Source organism: Acidovorax sp. AC410 (assembly GCF_979253235.1).
The window spans coordinates 3,749,279-3,771,453 of record NZ_CEEDCG010000001.1; the positions used below are offsets into that span (position 1 = coordinate 3,749,279).

General features: G+C 67.5%; 17 protein-coding genes and 1 pseudogene. 6 read left to right on the forward strand and 12 right to left on the reverse strand.

The genetic code is table 11. From position 1 onward, the window contains the following. Positions 1-116 precede the first annotated feature (116 nt). The 4 genes from AC0IZS_RS17380 to AC0IZS_RS17395 form a co-directional block, all read right to left on the reverse strand. On the reverse strand, positions 117-1,109 hold the full coding sequence (locus AC0IZS_RS17380; protein ID WP_471636749.1) for a FecR domain-containing protein: 993 nt from the start codon (positions 1,107-1,109) through the stop codon (positions 117-119). Beyond that, positions 1,106-1,621: a sigma-70 family RNA polymerase sigma factor gene (locus AC0IZS_RS17385; protein WP_471636750.1), complete on the reverse strand. Its 516-nt coding sequence runs from the start codon at positions 1,619-1,621 to the stop codon at positions 1,106-1,108. Before AC0IZS_RS17385 ends, AC0IZS_RS17380 begins: the two co-directional genes overlap by 4 nt. A gap of 225 nt (positions 1,622-1,846) precedes the next feature. After that, the gene (locus tag AC0IZS_RS17390) at positions 1,847-4,030 is read right to left on the reverse strand and encodes a TonB-dependent siderophore receptor (protein ID WP_471636751.1); all 2,184 of its coding nucleotides are present in this window, start codon (positions 4,028-4,030) and stop codon (positions 1,847-1,849) included. Between the two features lie 203 nt (positions 4,031-4,233). After that, positions 4,234-5,367 carry a sterol desaturase family protein gene (locus tag AC0IZS_RS17395; RefSeq protein ID WP_471636752.1) on the reverse strand — a complete coding sequence of 378 codons (1,134 nt, stop codon included), beginning with the start codon at positions 5,365-5,367 and terminating at the stop codon, positions 4,234-4,236. 117 nt (positions 5,368-5,484) lie between these two features. Between AC0IZS_RS17395 and AC0IZS_RS17400 the strand changes: the two genes are divergently transcribed. Both AC0IZS_RS17400 and AC0IZS_RS17405 read left to right on the forward strand, forming a co-directional pair. After that, complete coding sequence (locus AC0IZS_RS17400; protein WP_471636753.1) at positions 5,485-5,988, forward strand: acyl-CoA thioesterase; 504 nt, start codon at positions 5,485-5,487, stop codon at positions 5,986-5,988. A 238-nt stretch (positions 5,989-6,226) separates the two neighbouring features. Beyond that, positions 6,227-6,595: a nuclear transport factor 2 family protein gene (locus AC0IZS_RS17405; RefSeq protein WP_471636754.1), complete on the forward strand. Its 369-nt coding sequence runs from the start codon at positions 6,227-6,229 to the stop codon at positions 6,593-6,595. Positions 6,596-6,612: 17 nt separating this feature from the next. Here AC0IZS_RS17405 and AC0IZS_RS17410 read toward each other — a convergent pair whose 3' ends face one another. The 6 genes and pseudogenes from AC0IZS_RS17410 to AC0IZS_RS17435 all read right to left on the reverse strand — a co-directional run. After that, entirely contained in the window at positions 6,613-7,296 is a 684-nt protein-coding gene (locus tag AC0IZS_RS17410; RefSeq protein WP_471636755.1) for a type IV pili methyl-accepting chemotaxis transducer N-terminal domain-containing protein, read from the reverse strand. 214 nt (positions 7,297-7,510) lie between these two features. Next, positions 7,511-8,335, reverse strand: a complete 825-nt coding sequence (gene cobA, locus AC0IZS_RS17415; protein ID WP_471636756.1) for a uroporphyrinogen-III C-methyltransferase — start codon at positions 8,333-8,335, stop codon at positions 7,511-7,513. Next, entirely contained in the window at positions 8,332-9,267 is a 936-nt protein-coding gene (gene ybiB, locus AC0IZS_RS17420; protein WP_471636757.1) for a DNA-binding protein YbiB, read from the reverse strand. Before ybiB ends, cobA begins: the two co-directional genes overlap by 4 nt. Before the next feature lie 61 nt (positions 9,268-9,328). After that, positions 9,329-12,175, reverse strand: coding sequence for a nitrate reductase (locus tag AC0IZS_RS17425; RefSeq protein ID WP_471636758.1), 2,847 nt, complete (start codon positions 12,173-12,175; stop codon positions 9,329-9,331). A gap of 835 nt (positions 12,176-13,010) precedes the next feature. Then, positions 13,011-13,880 carry a type IV pili methyl-accepting chemotaxis transducer N-terminal domain-containing protein gene (locus AC0IZS_RS17430; protein ID WP_471636759.1) on the reverse strand — a complete coding sequence of 290 codons (870 nt, stop codon included), beginning with the start codon at positions 13,878-13,880 and terminating at the stop codon, positions 13,011-13,013. Positions 13,881-13,944: 64 nt separating this feature from the next. Beyond that, a pseudogene (locus AC0IZS_RS17435) lies at positions 13,945-15,156 on the reverse strand (NAD(P)/FAD-dependent oxidoreductase); the annotation flags it as partial. Positions 15,157-15,522: 366 nt separating this feature from the next. Between AC0IZS_RS17435 and AC0IZS_RS17440 the strand changes: the two are divergent. Continuing rightward, positions 15,523-17,280, forward strand: a complete 1,758-nt coding sequence (locus tag AC0IZS_RS17440) for a protein kinase domain-containing protein (RefSeq protein WP_471636760.1) — start codon at positions 15,523-15,525, stop codon at positions 17,278-17,280. 69 nt (positions 17,281-17,349) lie between these two features. Here AC0IZS_RS17440 and AC0IZS_RS17445 read toward each other — a convergent pair whose 3' ends face one another. Next, the gene (locus tag AC0IZS_RS17445) at positions 17,350-18,564 is read right to left on the reverse strand and encodes an MFS transporter (protein ID WP_471636761.1); all 1,215 of its coding nucleotides are present in this window, start codon (positions 18,562-18,564) and stop codon (positions 17,350-17,352) included. 132 nt (positions 18,565-18,696) lie between these two features. On the opposite strand from AC0IZS_RS17445, the gene AC0IZS_RS17450 reads away from it, so the two are divergent. Both AC0IZS_RS17450 and AC0IZS_RS17455 read left to right on the forward strand, forming a co-directional pair. Further along, positions 18,697-19,029 (forward strand): hypothetical protein, encoded by a 333-nt coding sequence (locus AC0IZS_RS17450; protein ID WP_471636762.1) that lies wholly within the window; start codon positions 18,697-18,699, stop codon positions 19,027-19,029. 72 nt (positions 19,030-19,101) lie between these two features. Next, positions 19,102-20,751 carry a methyl-accepting chemotaxis protein gene (locus AC0IZS_RS17455; protein WP_471636763.1) on the forward strand — a complete coding sequence of 550 codons (1,650 nt, stop codon included), beginning with the start codon at positions 19,102-19,104 and terminating at the stop codon, positions 20,749-20,751. A 255-nt stretch (positions 20,752-21,006) separates the two neighbouring features. Here AC0IZS_RS17455 and AC0IZS_RS17460 read toward each other — a convergent pair whose 3' ends face one another. After that, positions 21,007-21,135 (reverse strand): hypothetical protein, encoded by a 129-nt coding sequence (locus AC0IZS_RS17460; protein ID WP_471636764.1) that lies wholly within the window; start codon positions 21,133-21,135, stop codon positions 21,007-21,009. Between the two features lie 19 nt (positions 21,136-21,154). On the opposite strand from AC0IZS_RS17460, the gene AC0IZS_RS17465 reads away from it, so the two are divergent. Next, positions 21,155-22,081, forward strand: a complete 927-nt coding sequence (locus tag AC0IZS_RS17465) for a DUF6279 family lipoprotein (protein ID WP_471636765.1) — start codon at positions 21,155-21,157, stop codon at positions 22,079-22,081. Positions 22,082-22,175 lie beyond the last annotated feature (94 nt).

Here is a 22,175-nt window from a genome sequence, read left to right on the forward strand (position 1 = left end):
GGTTCCTGTACGGGATGAACGTTGAACAACAACAAGGCGGCTTCTCCCCCTCTGTCCAACGGGCCGCGCAAAACCCCTCACGCTGCGGAAAATATTTCTGCCTGGTGCCTTTGCGGCTAGCGCAGATCGATCAGTGCCAGCATCGGTCCGTAGGTGGTGACGGTGATGGGCTGGGTGTCCACGAGGGCCTGCAAGGCCTGTCCGGTGTCGTTCAGGCGGAAGACGCCAAAGACCCTCAGCCGGGCCGCTGCCGGGCTGATGCGTACCAGCCCCTTGCGCCAGGGGCGCAAGGCAGCGATCACATCGCCCAGTGGTTCGTCCCGCACGTCCAGTACGCCGTCGGTCCAGCCGGCGCGGTGCGCCATGTTCGTGTCCGCCGGTTCAATGCCGCTGGCATCCATCCAGGCGGCCTGGCCTGCGCGCAGGACGCGCTGCGCGCCATTGCGGGCCTGCACGGCCACGCTGTGCTCCAGCACCACCACCAGGCTGCGCTCCATCTCCTGGCGCACCAGGTAGCGGGTGCCCAGTGCCTGCGCCGTGCCGTGCCGGGTCTGCACGACGAAGGGGCGCGCTGGCAGGCCCGCAGCGCCTGGTTCGCGTGCCACCTGCACCAGCAATTCGCCGGCGCGCAGCTGCACCAGGCGCCGGTCCGCGCCAAAGCGGATATCCGCCGCGCTGCGCGCGTTCAGGTCCAGCCCGGTGCCGTCGGGCAACACGGTGTGGCGTGTCTCGGCGGTGCCGGTATGCAGGTCGGCCAGCAGCTCGTCGAGCGGCTGGCTGCGGTGGGCAAGGTACCCGGCGCCCACGCTGGCCAGCAGCAGCATGGCCGAGCCCCCCACAATGCTCCTGCGCTGGTGCGAGGCCAGGCTGCGGTGGACCGCCGGCAACTGGCCCGGGTTGCGCTGGTCGATGCCGTGGATCTGCCGCATGGGCTCTGCGAGCACGCCCTGCACGCGCTGCCATGCGGCCTCGTGGCGCCCATCGGCAGCCAGCCAGCGCGCAAAGGCCGCGTGTTCATCCGCCGCCGCGCTGCCGGAGCTCAGGCGCACCTGCCACTCCACGGCGGCAGCCAGGATGTCCTGTGTGACGGGAGGCTGACCCGCGCTCATGGACCGTCGGTGCCCGCGGCATGCTGCAGGCAGCAGTGCAGATAGGCCTGCTTCATGTAGCGCTCGACGCTGGCCACCGAGACGTCCATCTCGCGCGCAATCTGCACGTGCGTCATGCCGTCCAGCCGGTGCAGCAGGAAGGCCCGTCTGACCTTGGCCGGCAAGCCATTGAGGCGGTGGTCGATGGCCTGCAGCGCCTCGTGCAGCAGCGCCATGTCTTGCGGCGATGGCACCGTGGCCTGGGGGGAATCGGCCAGTGCCTGCAGATACGCCTGCTCCAGTTCGCGCCGGCGCCAATGGCTGAACAGCACCCGCTTGGCCAGCGTGGTCAGAAAGGCGCGCGGTTCGGCCACCTGCTCGACATCCCGCGCGGTGAGCACGCGCACGAAGGTGTCCTGCGCCAGATCGGCAGCCCCGTGCGGGCACCCCATCTTGCGCTGCAGCCAGCCCACCAGCCACGCATGGTGGCTGGCATACCAGCGGCCCGCGGGGTGGGCGGAAGGTGGGTTCATCGCAGTGCAGCCATCAAGCAACGGGATGCCGCAGTCGGTCTGGACTGCCGCATCTTGCGGCGGTATGGCTCAGTTTCCCGCGGCCCGTTGAGAGCGCGCTGCCTAAAAGCCAGGACCGCCGCGCAAGGGCCGCCCCGCCGCGCTGGCGGTGTCCCCCTTCCCGAATGGCGCAGCCATTCGAGAGAAGGGGTGAAGGCGCGCAGCGCCTCAGGGGGATGTACCGAATCAAAATGCAGCGCGCATCGTCAGGCTGACGTTGCGTGGGTCGCTGTAGTTGCCATAGTCCAGGTTGGCCCAGTACTTCTTGTTCGTCACGTTGTTGACGGCCAGGGTGGCGCTGAGTTTGGGGTTGAACTGCCAGGAGGCACGCAGGTTGAGCACGGCCGTGGGCGACTGCTTCACCGTCACCGTGCCGGTGGGGTGCGGGATGTTGAAGCCTTCGACCGCGCTTTGCCAGGTCAGGTTGCCGCCCACCGACAGGGGGGCCAGCGCGCCCGACAGCTGGTAGTCCGTGCCCAGCTGCAGCAGGTAGTCGGGCAGGTTGGCGTAGATCAGGTCCGTGGCGGCGCGCGTGACCTTGGCGCGCGTGAGGCCTGCGCTCACGCGCCATTGCCTGGTGGCCATGCCCGAGAACTCGAGTTCGAAGCCGGTGGACTTGGTCCCGTTGACCGCCACATAGGGCAGCGTGCCGTCGGGCAGCGGCGTGGTGATGGCGCCGTCGCGCATGCCGTAGTTGTCCTGCTTGGTCTGGAACACCGCGAAATGCGCCTGGATGCGGCGGTCCAGCAGCTCGGCCTTGAGGCCGGCTTCGGTGTTGCTGCCGATGACCGGCGACAGCGGGTTGTTGTTGCGATCCTTGTAGTTCTGCGGGTTGAAGATGCGCGTGTAGCTGGCATAGGCGGACAGCGTGGGCGTGATGTCGTACACCGCGCCGATGTACGGCGTGACCTTGCGGTTCTCGTCCTGCACCAGGCTCTTGCCGGCATAGGTGCCGGTGGTGGCGTAGGTGTCGGTATGGCGGTGCCAGTCGGTCAGGCGCAGGCCGGTCAGCACCGACAGCGGGTCGGTCAGGCGCCAGCGCGCCGAGGCGAACAGGCCCGTCTGCTGTGTGATCTGCGTGCGCCAGGCACCGGTCTTGGAGACCACAGGCTCGGGCGCACTGCCGTCCCAGCTGTAGATGTTGGGGATCACGTAGCTCCAGTTGGCCACCGAGCTGTAGCCATCGGTGCGCGTGGCGATGCGCGTGGAGCTCACGCCCACCATCAGGTCGTGCTTGCGGCCGCCGAGCTCGAACTTGCCCGACAGGTAGGCGTCTACCGTGTCCTGCTTTTCGCTGCCACCGCCCACGGCGGCGTACAGCGTGGTGCCGGCGCCGGTGAAGGGGTTCACGAACGGAGCCAGCGAGACCGTGCGGCCATAGCCATAGGTGCGCAGGCTGAAGGTGTCGCCTTCGGTGTGGTTCAAGGCGGCCTTCACGCTCCAGTCGTCATTGAGCTGGTGCTCCAGCGTGGCGTACACCGTGCCCGAGGTGCGCTCCCAGCGCGTCCAGGGCGGCGAGAAGCTCACGGACGTGGGCAGGTCGATGGGCGAGCCGTCGATGGCAAAGCGCGGGATGGTGCCCCAGATCGGCGCCTTGGGGTCGTTGGACTGGCGCTGGTAACCCAGCGTGACCACGGTGGAGGAGCCGATATCGGCCTCGATGGCGGCGAGCATCGCGGTCTTGTCTTCGGAGTAGCGGTCGCGGAAGCTGTCCTTCTTCTGCGGTGCGATCACCAGGCGGCTGCGCACGCTGCCATCCTTGTTGAGCGGGGCGTTGATGTCGAGCTCGCCGCGGTACAGGTTCCATGAGCCGGCGGTGAGCGCCACCGAGGCCGCGAAATCACGCTGCGGGCGCTTGCGGATCATGTTGATCGTGGCCGAGGGCACGCCCACGCCGGTGAGGATGCCGTTGGCGCCGCGCACGACTTCCACGCGCTCGTACAGCGCGGTGTCGTATTCCTGGTTGGTGCTGCTGCTGTACGAAGGCAGGCCGTCGATCTGGAAGTCGGTGATCTGAAAGCCGCGTGCGTAGTACAGCGGGCGCTGCGTGTCGTAGAAGCTCACGGCCACGCCGTTCACGTTGCGCAGCACCGCGTCGATGCTGGTCAGCGACTGGCGCTCGATCTGCTCGCGCGTCACCGTGGTGGTGGACTGCGGCGTTTCGCGCGCGGTCAGCTGCAGCCGGGTGGAGGCGCTTTCGCGCGAGCCCGACACGGTGACGCTGTCCAGCGCCTTGGGGGCAACGACCAGGTCGGTGGAGGCCGCGGGAGCGGCGTCCTGGGCCTGGGCTGCGCCGGCCAGGACCGTGGCGATGGCGGCCAGCGCCAGCGGGTGCAGACGGCAGACGGGCTGCCTACGGGAAACAGACATGGAGCACTCCTCGAGTTGTTGAATCTGGCAACTGGCTGGCTGCGCAACAACAAGAAGAGCACGGCGTGGCTGGTTTATGGCTCCAATTGTAACTTTTAAATAACAATCATTCTTAATAGGAGTGCCTGGGAGGGGCGCCATTCGTGCCAGGCGCGTTGCTTTTGCGCCTCATTTGCAACCCGGACAGCCCTGGGAGTGGCGGCTCAGCCCTTCCAGGTGAACGGAAACTTGAACTGCTTGACGAAGCCGTTGGGCACATAGTCGCCCAGCACGCCGTACTTTTCGGGCCAGAGCTTGGTGCTCTTCACGGCCGTGCCGAACAGGTAGTCGAGGAAGGCGAAATGGGCTGCATAGTTCTTGTCCAGCGCCTCCTGGTCCTGGCTGTGGTGCCAGTGGTGGAAGTTGGGCGTGACCAGCACGTAGCGCAGCGGCCCCAGGCGCACGCTCACGTTGGCGTGGTTGAACACCGCCTGGAAGCCCACGACGACGATGTAGGCGTCGATCACTTCCTTGGAAAAACCAAACACGTAGATCGGCGCCAGCACCAGCGTGCGCGTGATCAACAGCTCCAGGATGTGCTGGCGCGAGCCGGCCATCCAGTCCATGCTTTTCACGCTGTGGTGCACGGCGTGCAGGCGCCACAGCACGGGCACCTCGTGGTAGGCGCGGTGCGTCCAGTACTGCACCAGGTCGGCCACCAGCACGATGAGTAACAGCGCCACCCAGAAGTTCAGGCCCTGCACCCAGCCGCGGATGCCGTCGCTCGCGGCCCAGCCGAAGAACTTGTGCACGATGAGGTTGGTCGCCAGCAGCACGAAGCCCACCACCATGTGGTTCACGATGAAGTGGTGGAAGTCGGTCTGCCACTCTTCGCGGAAGATGGGCTGGTCCTTGCGCAGTGCGAACAGCTTCTCGATGAAGATGAAGATCAGAGAGCTGCCCAGCAGGTCGAGGATGAACCAATCGAGGCCGATGTAGGGCGTGTTGTCGGGGAAGTTCGGGTCCACCTCCACCTTGTGGCCGCCCAGAAAGGCGGCCAGCGCCACGATGGCAAACGCGAAGGTGGCCAGCCAGCGCGAGCGGTTGAACAGGATGTTGACCAGCGAGATGCCGCCCGCGATGGCCATGGCGCCCAGCATGATGTAGCGGATCACCGTCACGTCGTAGCTCTTGCGCAACTGGGGCGTGGTCAGGTACTCGGGGAAGTGGAAGGCCAGCACGCCCAGAAAGCACAGGATGGCCAGCGTGAGTGCAATCACCCCCGACACCAGCCCGCGACCGCGCCGCAGCGCACCGTGGCTTTCGGTGAATTCATTGAGTTTGTCGATTTCCAGCATGCTTTACCCCTCTGCGCCTGGATCGTGGAGTGGTGTTGCCCAGGCTTGTGTGTTGCGCAGTGTAGCGGGGGCGTGTGCATCCTTGTGTAACCGCCGTCGCACGTAAAATCAGGGCCCATGAACATCCCCTCGCACCAACTGAGCATGACCGTGCTCATGTCCCCGGACATGGCCAATTTTTCCGGCAACGTCCACGGCGGCGCCATCCTGAAGCTGCTCGACCAGGTGGCCTACTCCTGCGCCAGCCGCTATTCGGCCTGCTACGTGGTCACGCTCAGCGTGGACCAGGTGATGTTCCTGCAGCCCATCCACGTGGGCGAGCTCGTGACCTTCCTGGCCAGCGTCAACTACACCGGCTCCTCGTCGATGGAGATCGGCATCAAGGTGGTGGCCGAGGACATCCGCTCGCAGGTGGTGCGGCATGTGAACAGCTGCTTTTTCACCATGGTGGCGGTGGACGAAGCGCGCAAGCCCGTGCAGGTGCCTGCGTTGTCGCCCTCCACCACCGAAGAGCGCCGCCGCTGGGATGCCGCCGTGATGCGCAAGACCCTGCGCAAGGAACTGGCGGCGCGCTTCGAGCAGGCCCGCTCAGCCCCGGTACCCGCGCCCCTTGCGGCCTGAGAGGCTGAGAGTCCTTCGTCCATGCCCTCCTTGCACGCCAAAACACCCCGGATCGTCGTTGCAAGCGCTCGCCATAGCCCGAGCTATGGCTGCGCGTTGCGCCTAGATCCAGGGCGTTTTGACGCGCCATTCGGACACGGCCAAAAAACTCCCAGCCTCTGAGGCGCACGCACACATGTGCTAACAGCCTCGGTGGCAAAGGGGCGTAGGCTGGGCCCTTTGCGAAGGGCTGCCCGCCATGAACGATGCCACCGCCCTGGTGCGTGCCAGCTACGAGGCCTATGTCCGCAAGGACCGCGAGGCCCTTGAGGCACTGATCGACGAGGATTTCCATTTCTCGAGCCCGCTCGACAACCGCATCGACCGGGCCACCTACTTCGCGCGCTGCTGGCCCAACAGCGAGGGCATCAGCGGCTTCCAGTTCATCCACCTGGTCCAGCAGGGCCATGTCGTCTTCGTCACCTACGAGGGCACGCGCCAGGGCGGCGGGCGCTTTCGCAACACCGAGGTCGTCACCGTGCGCGGCGAGCGCATCGTGGAGGTGGAGGTCTACTTCGGCTGGTCGATTCCCCATCCCGCGCCAGCGGGCGGCTTCACCAACGTCTGAGCTGGCGGCCGCGACGTTCAGCGGTTGCGCCCCGCCAGCGACACGGCCTGCAGCGACAGCCCGTCAATCTCGTTGGTGATGCCCGAGAGCACGTTGGCCACCACCGCGAATTCGCGGCCATGCTGGCCCGCACGCGCGGCCATCACCTGGGCGTTGAAGCTCACCACCTTGGCCTCGCGTGCCACGGTCTGGATCGAGGCCACGATGCCCGCCAGCTCCTTCATCAGCGTCTCGGACTTGGCCTTGCCCAACTGGTCGAAGGCGGTGGTGGCGGTGTTGAGCGCATCCAGCGCGCCGTCGGTGATCTCCACCAGGCGCGCCAGGGCTTCTTCCACGCGCGGGCTTTGCCGCTCGGCCAGCTCCAGCGTGCGCTCCACCTGCTGCATGAAGGCGTCGATGGTGGGGCCCACGCCGGCGGGACCCTGGTAGGTCATGCGGATGCGTTCGCCCATGGCTGTGTCGAGGTGGCGCGGCGTGTCCACCAGCCTGGCATGGCTTTCACTGAACAGCGCGAGCGAGCTGCGTGCCGCCTTCAGATGCAGGTCGCTGCCGCGCGTGGCCAATACCGTCTGCAGCACCATGCGCTGCGACAGCATGCGCTGGCGGGCCGCGATGTTGACCAGGGACATGTCGCCATCGCGCGATGCCGCAGCGGGCGTGGATGGCGTGCTGCGGACGGTGGAGAGAGGGTAGGCTGCCATGGTGTGATCCTGTGTAGTGAGCCCTCGGGCTTTGTCACAGTGCAACTAGCAATACCTGGGCCAATGGTGCGTGGAACACTGCGCCCGCACGGTGCGCGGAAGTGCGCTCGCGGGCGTGTTGGGAGCCGCATGCGCGCGCATGCAAGCAGGGCCCGCGCAAGGCTGCGGAGCCGGTGCGTTCCGGCGCAGCCGTGGTGTGCAGGTGGGGACTGGTTCAGGCAGCGCGCTGGTGGGCCGGCGACTGCGGCAGCGCGGCTGCGGCAATGCCCTGCACCACGTCGCCCACCACGATCACCGAGGGGCTGGCCAGTCCCTCGCGGGCAATGGTGGCATGCAGCTCGCCCAGCGTGGTCACGGCGTGGCGCTGCTGCGGCAGGCTGGCATGCTGGATGATGGCCACGGGCGTGGCCGCCGGCAGGCCGGTGAGCAGTTCCTGCTCGATGGTGGCGGCTCCGCTCACGCCCATGTAGATCACCAGCGTCAGCTTGGCGTCGCGCGCGGTGGCGGCCAGCTGGCGCCAGTCGGTTCCGGCGTCGCCGGGCTTGGCATGGCCGGTGACGAAGACCACGCCGTGGGCATGCTCGCGGTGCGTGAGCGGCGCGCCCAGCGAGGTCAGGCCCGCCAGGCCGGCAGTGATGCCGTTGACCACCGTGACCGGCACGCCCGCGGCGCGCAGGTGCTCCACTTCTTCGCCGCCGCGGCCGAAGATGAAGGGGTCACCCCCTTTGAGGCGCACCACGGTCTCGCCCTCGTTCACGGCCATCAGCATCAGCTTTTCGATGAAGGCCTGTGGCGTGCTCTTGCAGCCGCCGCGCTTGCCCACATGCACGATGCGCGTCGTGGGCGAGGCATAGGCCACGATGGCATCGCTGACCAGGTCGTCGACCAGCAGCACCGTGGCCGCCTGGATGGCCTTGAGCGCCTTGAGCGTGAGCAGCTCCGGATCGCCGGGGCCTGCGCCCACCAGCGTGCAGGAGCCACCGGTGCCCAGGTGTGGGCGGTCGTGCTGGGGCGAGGATGGATTCGTGGGGCGGTTCATGGCGGTGTCTCCGGCATTGCGGGGGTGGCTGTTTGACCGGTGATGTGCAAGATATGTTCCACCTGCCGTGCCAGGGCGGGCGGCACCGGCAGTTCGCCCGCGAGCACGCGGCGGGTGTAGTCGGCCGTGGTGGCCACGTCGATCTCGGTCGGCAGGCCGGGCACCTCGCTCGCGGTGCCTGGCTCCTGCTCCTGCAGCACATGGTGCGCCCCGCCGACGAAGGCGTCGTAACGGGGTGTGCGGCGCGGGTCGGCCGCCACTTCGCCCTCGAGCCCGCGCGAGAGCAGGGCGTTCATGCCCATGGCGCTGAAGGTGTTTTGCAGCATCTCGAAGTATTCGGGGTGCGTGTAGCTCGTGACCACCACCGCCGCTCCGGCGCACGGGTTCATGAGCTTGACGGCGCTGTGCCCCGCGTTGCGCAGCCCGACGGTCTGGCGCACGGCCAGCAGGCGTGCCAGCCCCGGGTGCAGCAGGCCGGTGGCGATGTGCGCCACTTCGCCATCGGCCACTTTGCGCGGTGCGGTGAGTGCGGGCACGCCCAGTGCTTCAAGCACGTCGGCGGCGAGGATGCGCCGCGCCTCGGTGCGCATGCCGTGCAGCAGCACCGGCTGGCCCTTGCGCGCCAGCAGCAGGGCCAGCAGCGGGGTCAGCACGGGCAGCTTGCGCGCGCCGTTGTAGCTGGGCAGCACCACCAGGGGGCGGTCGCTGGCGGGCAGCAGGGCCATGCGGGCGTGCGTGGCGTCCAGGAAGCCGCACATCTCGTCGGCCGTTTCGCCCTTGATGCGCATGGCCAGGCAGAAGGCGCCGATCTCCAGGTCGGTCACGGTGCCGTCCAGCACCTGGCCGAACAGGTCCGTGGCCTGCTCGCGCGTGAGCGGCTTGGCACCGCGCGGGCCGCGGCCTATTTCCTTGATGTACTGGCTGATGCCCATGGTGGCTGGTGGCTCTTTGGAGTGGGGCTGGGTATTTTCTCGCAACCCAGCGAACTTTTGGTTATATGGCGGCGATTGCGATGCTGGCCGCCTTGGGGGCCAGAGGCCCGGTGGCGCGCACCATGCGCTTGAGCTCGGGCAGGCACGAGCCGCAGTTGGTGCCGCAGCGCAGCACCCCCTGCAGTTGCGCCAGCCGGTCCTCGTCGGTGCCGTGGCACAGCGCCAGCTGGCCGGTGATCGCCACGTCGGTGACGTTGAAGCAGGTGCAGACGGTCTTGCCGCGCGACTGCACCGCGACCGGGGCCTTGGCACTGGGCACCAGCAGCAGGCGGCCGTAGGTCTGCGCAGGCAGTTCCTCCTGCAGCAGGGTCTTGATCCAGCCCTGGGCGCTGGTATCGCCCGCCAGCACGATGGCTTCGAGCGTGGTGCTGCCGTCGTCGCGCCGTGTCAGGCGCGCGGCGCGGCGCTGGCCGCGCTTTTTGTCGGCATAGCGCAGGGTGTTGGCGGTGGCCAGGCCCAGCAGGGCCTCGATGCGTTCGATCACGGCATCCGGTGGTGCCTCGTGCCCGGCGGCGCGCAGCAGCACGCCGGTGCGCTCGCGGCCCGGCTCCGACAGCGGGGTGTTGTTGCCAAAGGGCACGCAGCTCGCAAACGGGAAGGCATCCATCAAGGCCGACAGCGACTCGCGTGCGGCCAGTGCGCTGTCGGCCGGCAACCAGGCCATGGCCAGCAGCGTCCAGGGCATCTCGGCCTTGAGGATCTTCACGGCCGCGTGCTTGAGTTCGGGCTGCTTGGAGGTGGGGCAGTAGGCGGAGGTGGTCAGCGCATTCACGCCCGACAGCCGCTCGCCCGTGGACGATTGGCCGCTGAGGTACTCGCTGCCCCAGTGCATGGCCATGAAGGCCTGCGACAGGCCGACGTTGGTGTCGGCCTGCACCGGCACCACGATGGAGCCGCGCTTGCTGGTGACGTGTACCAGGTCACCGCTGTGCAGCTTGCGCTGCGCCATGTCGTCCGGGTGCATCTGCACCGAAGGCTCGGCCACGTGGCCGAACAGCCGGCCCAGCGTACCCGTGCGGCTCATGCCGTGCCACTGGTCGCGCAGGCGGCCGGTGGTCAGGCCGAAGGGGTAGCGCGACTCGCGCGGTTCGGCGACAGGCTGCCAGGCATGGGCCGCAAAGCGCGCACGGCCATCGGGCGTGGGGTAAATGCCGTCTTCGTACAGGCGCACCTTGCCGCTGGCAGCACCCTCGGGCAGCGGCCACTGCTGCGGGCCTTGCGCTTCGAGCAGGGGCCAGGAGAGGCCGGTGATGTCCAGGTCGCGGCCGCGCGTGGTTTCGCGGTGTTCGTTCCACACGGCCTCGGCACCGGCATCGGCGTCGCTGGTGGTGTAGGGGAACAGGCTGGGTGCGCCGGGGCGCAGCCGCGCCTCCAGTTGGTGCGCAAACTGCACCGCTATGGCCCAGTCGTGGCGCGTCTGGCCGGGTGCCGGCACCGCAGTGCGCACGCGCGAGATGCGGCGTTCGCTGTTGGTCACGGTGCCGGTCTTCTCGCCCCAGGTGGTGGCGGGCAACAGCAGGTCTGCGTACTGCGCGGTGGCGGTGGTGGCAAAGGCCTCCTGCAGCACCACGAACTCGGCACGTTCGAGTGCGCGGCGCACGGTGGCCTGGTCGGGCATGCTCTGCGCGGGGTTGGTGCAGGCGATCCACAGTGCGCGGATCTCGCCATCGGCGGCGGCCTGGAACATCTCCACCGCCGTCTTGCCGGGCCGCGCAGGCACATCGGCCACACCCCACAGCGCGGCCACCTCGGCACGGTGCGCGGGATTGGCCAGGTCGCGGTGCGCGCTCAGCAGGTTGGCCAGGCCCCCCACCTCGCGTCCGCCCATCGCATTGGGCTGGCCGGTCAGCGAGAACGGGCCCGCGCCCGGCTTGCCGATCTGCGCCGTGGCCAGATGCAGGTTGATCAGCGCGGCATTCTTGGCCGTGCCGCTGGTGCTTTGGTTCAGGCCCTGGCAGTACAGGCTGAGCGTGGCCCTGGAGGTGGCGAACCACTGCGCGGCCGTGGCCAGGTCGGCCTCGGGGATGCCGCACACGGCGCCCACGCGCTCGGGCGTGCAATCGGCCACCAGCGCCTTGAGCGCCTCGAAGCCGCTGGTGTGCGCGCCGATGTAGGCGGCATCCACCCAGCCCTCGCGCAGCATGAGGTGCAGCATGCCGTTGAACAGCATCACGTCGCTGCCCGGCTGGATCGGCAAAAACAGATCGGCCATGCCCGCCGTGTCGGTGCGGCGCGGATCGGCCACGATGACCTTCATGCCCGGGTTGGCAGCGCGCGCATCCTCGATGCGCCGAAACAGGATGGGGTGCGCCCAGGCCGCGTTGCTGCCCACGAAGAACAGGCACTGCGCATGCTTCACATCGTCGTAGCAGGCGGGTGGCGCATCCGCCCCCAGCGTGGCCTTGTAGCCGGCCACGGCGCTGCTCATGCACAGGCGCGAGTTGGTGTCGATGTTGTTGGTGCCGATGAGGCCCTTGGCGAGCTTGTTGAAGACGTAGTAGTCCTCGGTGAGCAACTGGCCACTCACGTAGAAGCCGACGGCGTCGGGGCCATGCTGTGCGATGGTGTCGGCGAATTTCTGGCTCGCCATGTCGAGCGCGGTACCCCAGGTGACGGGCAGGGCCTGCTGGCCGCGCTGGGCGCGGTGCAGGGGGTTGAGCAGGCGGGTCTGCAGGGTGACGGGGCTCGTGGCCGTGAGGTGCAGGGTCGAGCCCTTGGTACACAGGCGGCCGAAGTTGGCGGGGTGGGTGGGGTCGCCGCGCACGCCGGTGATCTGCGTGCCCTGGGATTCGATGATCACGCCGCAGCCTACGCCGCAGTAGGGGCAGGTGGATTTGGTTTCTGTCATGTTCTTGTCGTGGTTGCGGCGTGCTTGTTGTTGGGGCGGGGGCCGGGGTGTGCGCCCGGCGGCGCAGTAACTTTCTTTTGCTTCGCCAAAAGAAAGTCACCAAAGAAAAGGCGACCCCCAGTCTGCGTCCCCCATCGCCCGGTGGGCGACGGGGGCAACCTGCGATGCTCGGTCCTGGGGTGGTGCCGATGAACTCGCTGCGTTCTTCGAACTCCGCTCAGACAGCATCGGCAAGCTAGAGGACGAAGTGCGTGTGTCCTGCGGCACACGCACCCACCCCAGCCCCTGCGCTTCTCGGCGCAGCCAGCAGGGGTGGGGAGCGGGGTCAAGGACGGCTGCTGCTTCGCAGCTGCGCCTGGGGTCGGTTACGCGCTGCGCGCTGCCGACGTCCTGGACGCAGTCGCCCTGGCGAGCCGAGCGCAGCGAAGGACCACCAGGCCGAGCGAAGCAATGGCCCGAGTGGAGCCCGCTCCCACCCCCTTCTGACCGTGCCGAGAAGCGCAGGGCCTGGGGTGAGCGCGTGCCGAAGGACACGCGCATCGTTGTCTGGCTTGCCGCAGCTGTTTGAGCGGAGTTCGAAGAACGCAGCGAGTTCTGCGGCACACCCCAGGACCGAGCATCGCAGGCTGCCCCCTCGCCTCCGGGCGAGGGGGACACGGGCAGCGGGGTCGCCTTTCTTTTGGGTACTTTTCTTTGGCGAAGCAAAGAACAAGTACCTCGGCCGCCGGGCCGAGACCCGGCTCCCGGCCTCTGCAAAGGCATGCAGTAGCCCAGGCGCTCCGAATCCCAGCTTTCGCCCTCAACACAAAAAGAGGAGCCACCACAGACCACGATATCACCCAGCCAAAGCAGCATAAAGCCCCGTCACCCGATCCATGCTCGACAACAAATTCTCACTCGCCACAAACACCTCCGACACCTGCCGCGCCGTGCTCCCCGCCACCCCACCCGCCTGCATCCGCTGCAAGGCCGCATCAAAGAACACCCACTGCCCATCCGCCAGCAGCAGCTCCTGCCGAATGCGATCATTGGCCTCAGGCGCCTTGCGCAGCACCTCGGTCGCCGCGACGAACTCGGTGCGCGCCTTGGCAATCTCCGCCGCCGCAACGGCAGCATCCACCGGCAACTGCGCAGCCAGGTAGAACTTGGCCATGCGCTGGCTCAGCATGCGCTGGCGGCCGGCCACGTTGACCAGGTGGCCCACGGGCTTGCCCGAGGCCGACTCGTACTGCACCGTGCCCTGGTGCGCCAGGGCCAGCACCTTGGCGTCGGCCTGCAGCATCGCGGTGGCGCCAGCCAGTGCGGGCGTGCCAGTCAGCAGCGTGGCCTTGTGAGAAACCCAGGCCGCGTCGAGCTTGCCGTAGGTGTCGCGGATGGTGGGATTCGGCGCATAGGACTTGAGTTCGGCGAGCTGGCGCTCGAACAGGGCGACAGACTGCTCCAGCACCTGGCGCGCTGCGGGCTCCTGCACCTTGTGCGCCAGGGCCAGCCAGGCCTTGCCCATGCGCTGGCTCAGCATGCGCTGGCGCCCGGCCTTGTTGATGGCGTCGTTGAGGTTGGCGACCTGGGCATGCGCAGGCCGCGAGGCGAAGGCCAGGCCCAGGGCACCGGCCATGGTGGCGGCGCCTGCGGCAGCTCCTGCCTTCAAGAGTGCCCTGCGCTGCAGGGCGTGCTGTGCTGTGATGGTGGTTGTGGAGTGGGTCATGGGTTCAATCACCTTCGTTGGCCTGTTCGTTGTGAAGGGGAGATGCTCAGTCCGTGCTGGCCGGGCCGAACATCAGCTGGTCGCGGATCTCGTCCACTGTGCGGCCTTCGCGCAGCAGCTCGAAGTACCAGCTGCCGTCTACCGTGTCGCCATACAGGCAGGCGCCCACGAGCTTGTCGTCCTTGATCACGAGCTTCTTGTACGAGCCGGTCACGGGGTCGCTCATGACGATCTCCTCGGTGCCTTCGCCGCCCTGGAAATCGCCGGCGCTGAACAGGTCGATGCCGGTCACCTTGAGCTTGGTGGAGGTGAGCGAGCCCTGGTAGCGGTCGATGCCCATCTCCGCCAGGTGGTTGGCCAGCACCTTGCCCTGCTCGAACAGCGGCGCCACCAGGCCGTAGGCGATGCCCCGGTGCGCGGCGCACTCGCCCACGGCGTAGATGCGCGCGTCGGTGATGGTCTGCAGCGTGTCGCTGACCACGATGCCCCGGTTCACATGCAGGCGCATCTTCTCGGCCAGCGCCGTGTTGGGGCGTATGCCCACGGCCATCACCACCAGGTCGGCGGGTATCTGGCTGCCGTCCTTGAACTTCACGGCGGTCACGCGGCCCTCGGGGCCGCCCACCAGTTCTGCGGTCTGGGCATTGAGCAAAAACTGCATGCCGCGCTCCTGCAGCGACTGCTGCAGCATCACGCCCGCCACGCCGTCGAGCTGGCGCTCCATGAGGGTGTTGCCCACGTGCACCACGCTCACCTGCATGCCCCGCTTGACCAGGCCGTTGGCCACCTCCAGCCCCAGCAGGCCGCCGCCGATGACCACGGCATGCCGGTAGGTGGCTGCGGCAGCGATCATGGCCTCGGTGTCGGCGATGTCGCGGTAGGCGAGCACGCCGGGGAGGTCCTTGCCCGGGATGGGCAGAATGAAGGGGTTGGAACCGGTGGCCAGGATCAGGCGGTCGTACTCGGCGCTGATGGCCTCGCCCGCCGCATTGGTGGCGTGCACCACGCGGCGCACGCGGTCCACCTCGGTCACGGTGAAGCCGGTGTGCAGCGTGATCTGGTTCTCTTCGTACCAGGACCAGTCGTTGAGGATGATTTCGTCGATCGTTTGCTCGCCCGCGAGCACGGGCGACAGCAGGATGCGGTTGTAGTTGGGGTGCGGCTCGGCACCGAACACCGTGATGTCGTAGAGGTCCGGGGCGATCTTGAGCAGCTCTTCCAGGGTGCGCACACCGGCCATGCCATTGCCCACCATCACCAGCCTGGATTTTTTCATCGCAGCCCCCACGCCCATCGGAAACACAAAACAAAAAAGGCGCCCGCACGATGCTGCTTCGATGTCTCGAAACCGCATGTGGGGACGCCTTCGTCCTTGCCAGCCCGGGTGCGCCATTGCACCGTGGACCTGCGTGGCCCTTGCGGGCCGTGCCTTCGAACAAGCAATGCGTGTGCCAACCCGCCGCCCTGATCCGGGGCGTCCCGTCTTTTCTGGTGGTCCGTGAGCGCAACCCCAGGGTGGCGCCACGCGCACCATGTTGCATTGCACCATGATGGGGATGAAAATCGCGCATGGCCTTGCTGGGGTGCGTTGGCGGGCGCACTTTGCACCAGCTTGGGCATGAAAGATGCTTGCCTGTGGTGCATGAGTTTTGAACTGGATTTCGGCTGTGTCTCGCAGGCCGGGCGCAAGGACGGCAACGAGGACTTTGCGGCCCTGGTCGAGGGCCGCGGGCGCGACCTGCCCCGTGGCGCCATTGCCGCCCTGGCCGATGGCGTGAGCGCGGGGGGCAATGGGCGCGAGGCGGCCCAGACCACGGTGCGCACGCTGCTGTCCGACTACTTTGCCACCCCCGAGACCTGGGACACCACGGTGGCCCTGGACCGCATCCTCAGTGCCCACAACGCCTGGCTGGCCGCCATGAACCGGCGGCGCCAGCCCGCCGTGGGGCTGACCACGCTCACGGCCCTTGTGCTGCGCGGCCAGTCCTTCACCGTGGCGCACGTGGGCGATACGCGCGCCTACCTGCTGCGCGACGGGCGACTGCAGCAGCTCACGGCCGACCACGTGATCGCGCAGCGCGACCTGGCCCACCAGCTCACGCGCGCCCTGGGGCTCGACGACCATGTGGTGGTGGATTACAGCCAGGGCGAGTTGCAGACCGGCGATCTGTTTCTGCTGGCGTCCGACGGCGTACACGGCAGCCTGCCCGAGCGCGAGCTGCGCAGCCTGATGCGCCAGGGCCTGGCGCCGCAGGCACTGTGCGAGGAACTGGTGCGCACGGCCCTGCGCCGGGGCAGCAGCGACAATGTGACCGCCATGGCCGTGCAGGTGCGCGGCGTGCTTGAGGCCACCTTGCAGGATGAATCGCGGCGCGCGCAGGAGCTGCCGGTGCTGCCCCTGCTCAAGGTGGGCGATGCGGTCGACGGCCTGGTGGTCACCGCGCTGGTGGCCGACAGCGGCATCCACCGCATCTACCAGGTGCGCGACCCCGCCACCCAGCGCCTGTATGCGCTCAAGACCCTGAACCCCCAGCGCGCGCACGATGGCGAGGAGCGCGCCACGCTGGCGCACGAGGCCTGGGTGGCGCGGCGCATGCAGTCGGGCAGCGCGGCGGCCCATCTGGCCTGCCTGAACGACTGGCCTGCCCCTGCATCGGGCGCCAGCAGCAGTTTCTTCTACCTGCTCTATGACTGGCACCGGGGCGAAACCTTGGGCCAGCAACTGCGCCGGCGCCAGCCCTTTGGCGTGGCGCGCACCGTGGGCGTGCTCACCCAGGCCGTGCGCGTGCTCGGCCTGTTGCACCGCCAGGGCGTGGTGCACCGGGACATCAAGCCCGACAACCTGCACCTGGGGGACGATGGCGTGCTGCGCGTGCTCGACCTCGGGGTGGCGTTGAGCGGGCGCGAGCCCGAGGCCACGCGCCTGCTGCACGCCGGCACGCCGAGCTACATGAATCCCGAGCAATGGCCCGGCTACGAGCGCGCTGCCGATGGCGAAACCGGGCAACTGCCCGATGCCGGCAGCGACCTGTTCGCGCTGGGCGTAACGCTGTACCAGTTGCTCAGCCACGGGCGCCTGCCCTATGGCGAGGTGGTGCCCTACCAGATCGGGCGCTACCACCGCGACCCCGTGGCCCCCAGCCGCCACAACCCCGAGGTGCCCATCTGGCTGGACCAGATCGCCTTGAAGGCCGTGGCGCGCCACCGTGCCCAGCGCTTCGAGACCGCTGAGGAACTGCTGCTGGCGCTGGAGCGCGGCGCCTCGCGGCCCCTGCATGCACACGCACCGCTGGCGCCGCTGATACAGCGCGACGCCACGGCGATCTGGAAGATTGCGCTGGCGGTGAGCGTGCTGGTAAACCTGCTGCTGGTGTACTGGGTGCTGTTCTTGCCGAGGTGAGCTTGCGCGCGTGATCACCCTTTTAGCGAAAGCGAGGGCAAGCGCTGACGCGCTTACCGGCTGCGCCGGTCATGCGCTGCGCGCACGCCCCCCTTTCTCCGCCCATGTCCGGGTCCAGCGGATCTGCATCACGCGCAGCAGCACCAGCATGGCGGCGGCGCACACGGCGATGGAGACGAAGCCCCACAGGTAGGTGCCGCTGTACTGGCGCGACAGGCCCATGGCGTTGGGGATCAGGCCGCCGCCCAGGGCGCCGATCTCGCCGATCATCGAGCCGGCCACGGCGGTCGACAGGGGCCAGCGCAGCGGCACCAGCTGGAACAGCGCGCCGTTGCCCGCGCCGAGTGCGGCAAAGCACACCAGGAACAGCAGCATGGTCACGGGCAGGGAGTTCTCGGCCAGGCCGCACAGCACCAGGCTCACGGTGGTGACGGCCAGCACGCCCGTGAGCGTGTTCACCCCGCCCCACAGGTCCGACAGCCAGCCGCCGAGCACGCGCAGTGCGGCTCCCAGGAAGGCGGCCATCATGGTCAACTGGCCGGCCTGCACCTTGCTTACGCCGAACTGGTCGTAGAAGTAGGTGGGCATGAAGGCGATCAGGCCGATGAAGCCGCCGAAGGTCACCGCGTAGATCAGGCTGAAGGCCCAGCCGTCCTTCTCGAACAGGCAGGCGATGTGCTCGCGAAAGGACGCGTGGGGCGCCCGGTCCGGCGGCTCCTTGGCGTAGACGGCCATCACGATGGCGGGCAGGGCCACGCCCACGGCGGCGAAGCCATAGACCGACTGCCAGCCGAACTTCTGTGCCAGCACGGGGGCCAGCAGTGCGGACACGGCCGTGCCCACGTTGCCCGCGCCCACGATGCCCATGGCCAGGCCCTTGTAGCGCGGCGGGAAGGAACCCGAGCCCAGCGACAGCGCCACGCCGAAGCTGGCCCCCGCCACGCCCAGCAGCACCCCCATGGCCAGCAGGTCGTTGTAGTCGTTGACGAACAGGTAGCCATAGCCCATGGCGACGAAGATGCCGGCCATCTCCACCAGCGTGGCGTTCTTGCGTCCGATGTACTGCGCCAGGATGCCCAGGGGAAAGCGCATGAGCGCGCCCGCAAAGATCGGGATGGACAGCATGATCCCCATCTGCGTCGGGGTGAGCTTCAGGCTCTCGGTAATGAACGGCGCCATCGCACCGTTGATGACCCACACCGCGCACGAAAAGGCGAAGTAGAGAAACGCGGACCACAGCGTGGGGGAATGGCCGGATTTGAGGAAGTCCCGAAATTGAAGCATGGATGTCTCGCGTGGAAAGGGCGTCTGCCTGCATGGCGTTAGGACCTGCCTGCAGCGCTGCTCTGTGCCGTGGCTCGCAACGGAAAAGAAAACAGAAAAACAAAAAGGCGTCCGCACGGAGTACGCCGGCCGATGGGCCAACAACTCTCCATGGGGACGCCTGCGTCCTGTGCCTGCCGGATGCGCCTTTGCACCTGGCAACACGAACGGCCAACTTCGGCCGTGCAGTATCCAAGCAAGGCGTATGCCAATGTTGGTGCGTTCGGCATTGCTTGCAGAAACTGCTGGCAAAGTGCCGTTTCCAAACAGTTTGCTGCTATTGATTTTGAATTTTTCTTCGCACCAATGACCCGGTATGGTGCGGAGCGAAGGCCATTGCGCGCCGGCATGCACCATGGCCTGCCCCATGCTGGGGAAGCCTGCATTGCGCAAATGTTGTTTGCGCGATGGGAATATTGCTCCTAGGATGGTTTTACCGCTGCAGGGTCGGGAGGCCGAAGACAGCGGGGACGAGATGCCATCCTTGGAGGAAATCCAATGCGCGTGAATCTGCCGGTCAGTACCCAAGAGTACGTTTTTCCCAAAGGCGAAACCCTGGTCTCCACGACCGATCTCAAGGGCCGCATCCTCTACTGCAACCCGATGTTCATCGAAGTCAGCGGTTACGAGAAAGAGGAACTCCTGGGTCAGCCCCACAACATGATCCGCCACCCCGAAATGCCCGAGGAGGCCTTCCGCGACATGTGGGAGACCATCGGCAACGGCCACCCGTGGTCGGCCGCGGTCAAGAACCGCCGCAAGGACGGCAGCTTCTACTGGGTGATGGCCAACGTCACGCCGCTGATGCAGGGCGACCATCCCACGGGCTACATGTCGGTGCGCACCGAGGCCACGCGCGAGCAGATCCAGGCCGCCGACCAGCTCTACGCCACCATGCGCGCCGAAAAGGAACGCGGCAGCCTGGTGCATGTGCTGCGCAACGGCCGCCTGGTCAGAAACACCGCCTGGGGCGCACTGGCGTCGCGGCTCCAGCTCGGCCCCCTGGGCAAGATGTGCATGTGCCTGCTGGTCCTGGTGCTCGCGGCCTGGGGCGCTGCCGATCTGGGCGGGCATGATTTCTCATTCAGCTCGGGCCTGGCCTGGGTAGGCGTGCTGGCCTTGGCCATCGGCATGGCCTGGTACCTGCACAGTGCCACGGTGGCGCCGCTGTTCCAGATGCTGGGCTGGGCCAACCGCATGGCGGCGGGCGACCTCACGCAGAAGATCGAGGTTTCGCGCGACGACACGGTGGGCAACCTGCAGAAAGCGCTGTCGCAGCTCAACGTGAACCTGCTGTCCATCGTGCGCGATGCGCGCCAGGAGAGCGAGCGCATGCAGGTGTCCACGCGCGAGATCGCGCAGGGCAACCAGGACCTGTCCTCGCGCACCGAGACCCAGGCCAGCAACCTGCAGCAGACGGCGGCGTCGATGGAGGAGATCACCGGCACCGTCAAGCACACGGCCGAATCGGCGCGCCAGGCCACGGTGCTGGCCACGCAGGCGACCTCGGTGGCCGAGCGCAGCAACCAGGCGGTGGACGGCGTGGCCGAGACCATGAAGCAGATCCAGACCGCCTCGGGTCGCATCGGCGAGATCACCCAGCTCATCGACAGCATCGCCTTCCAGACCAACATCCTCGCGCTCAATGCCGCCGTGGAGGCCGCGCGCGCGGGCGACCAGGGGCGGGGCTTCGCGGTGGTGGCGTCCGAGGTGCGCAGCCTCTCGCACCGCACGCTATCGGCCGCCAAGGAGATCCGCCAGCTCATCGACGACTCGGCCACGAAGGTGGAAGAGGGCCACCACAAGACCGACACGGCGCAAAAGACCATGGGCGAATCGCTGGAGCTGGTGCGCCGGGTACACACGCTGATCGGCGAGATCCACAACGCTTCCAATGAGCAGCTCACCGGCATCTCGCAGGTCAACGCTGCGGTGGCGCAACTGGACACCATCACCCAGCAGAACGCGGCGCTGGTGGAGGAGAACGCGGCCTCGGCCATGGAGCTGCAGGGCCAGGCCCAATCCGTCACCGAGACGGTGGCGGTGTTCCGCCTCGACGCATCGGCGCCCGCCCAGGCCCAGGACGCGGTGACCTTGCGCAAGGCCATGAAATCGTCGTCTTCGCAAAGGGCGCTCGCCTCGGCTTGAAGCGGCGAGAAAAACTGCCGGGCCAGTCGGCGCATGTTGATCATGAGCGTGTAGGCCAATGCTGCCAGCAGCAGGCGAAGCTGATGGCGCCCAGCGTCGGTCTGCAAAGGATTTGTCTCAGGCAGCTGCAAGATCGGAGACTTGCATTGATGTCAACGACGGCGCAGCACCATGGCCTGGATTCGTGCTTCGACTTTGCAAGCCGTCGGAACTCACCCGCATCAACCTGGTCAGAAACTGAAGCCACCGGGCTCATCAGCGTATTTTTGTGTTTTTTGCCTGCAGCGAGGCGGTGGCATCGAACGCACGTTGCAGCTGGCCCGGTGAATCGGAGGCCATGCGGGTTTTCTGGCCCGCAGCCACCAGGACCATGTGGAGAATCATGCGCGAATCGTTCTGTGCAATGCCGTGGCGAAAGGGGGCGCGGATAGTCGGCGCCAGCCTGCTGGCACTCGCTCTCGCCGGCTGCACCGTGGTGCGGCTGGCCTACAACCAGGCCCCGAACTGGGCCTCCGTGTGGATCGACAACTACGCCGACCTGGACGACGAGCAGGGCCCCCGCACCCGCGACGCCATCGGCGCCTGGTTCCGCTGGCACCGCAGCACGCAACTGCCGGAGTACGCAGGGATGTTGGCCCGCATGCAGGCGCAGGTGATGGACAACACCACCGGCGCCGCGCTGTGCCGCTGGGAGCCCGAACTTCTCCTGCGGACCGAGGCCGCGCTGGCGCAAGCCGTGGTGCCCGCGACCGAGCTGGTGGTGTCGCTGAGGCCACAGCAACTGCGCCACATCGAGAAGCGCTACGAGCGCAGCAACAAGGAGTTCCGCGACGATTACCTGCAGCCCGACCTGGATGAGCGCCGAGAGGAACGGCACAAGCGTACCGTCGAGCGGCTTGAAACGCTCTATGGCCGGCTGGACGATGCGCAACGAGAGCGCTTGTCCAAGGCGCTGGCCGCGTCGCCCTACGACGCTGAGGTGTGGCAGCAGGAGCGCCTGGCCCGCCAGCGTGACACGCTGCAAACGCTGCGTTCGCTCACCAGCGACGGTCGCGCCTTGGCGGCGTCGGTCGCCCAGGCGCAGGTCAAGGCCTTGATGGGCAGTTGGCTGCGCTCGCCGCGTCCGGCTTATGCAGCCTATCAGCGCAAGGTGGTGGAGAACAACTGCGCCTGGCTGGCCGAGCTGCACAACAGCACCACACCCGAGCAGCGCCGCCATGCTCGCGACAAACTGCGCGGCTGGGAGGCCGACGCCAGAGCGCTGGGGGCTGCCACCAGCGTTGCCTCGGCAGGTCCTGAAACTTCGGCATCGCCTTCCACGGGTCGCTGAATGCCACCAGGCTTGTCGACGCAGTCGTCTCCTCCATCTCGGGTGTAGAAACTCTGACCAGGAGGCCGTCGGGCTTGAGGTGTGTCGGCTGCAA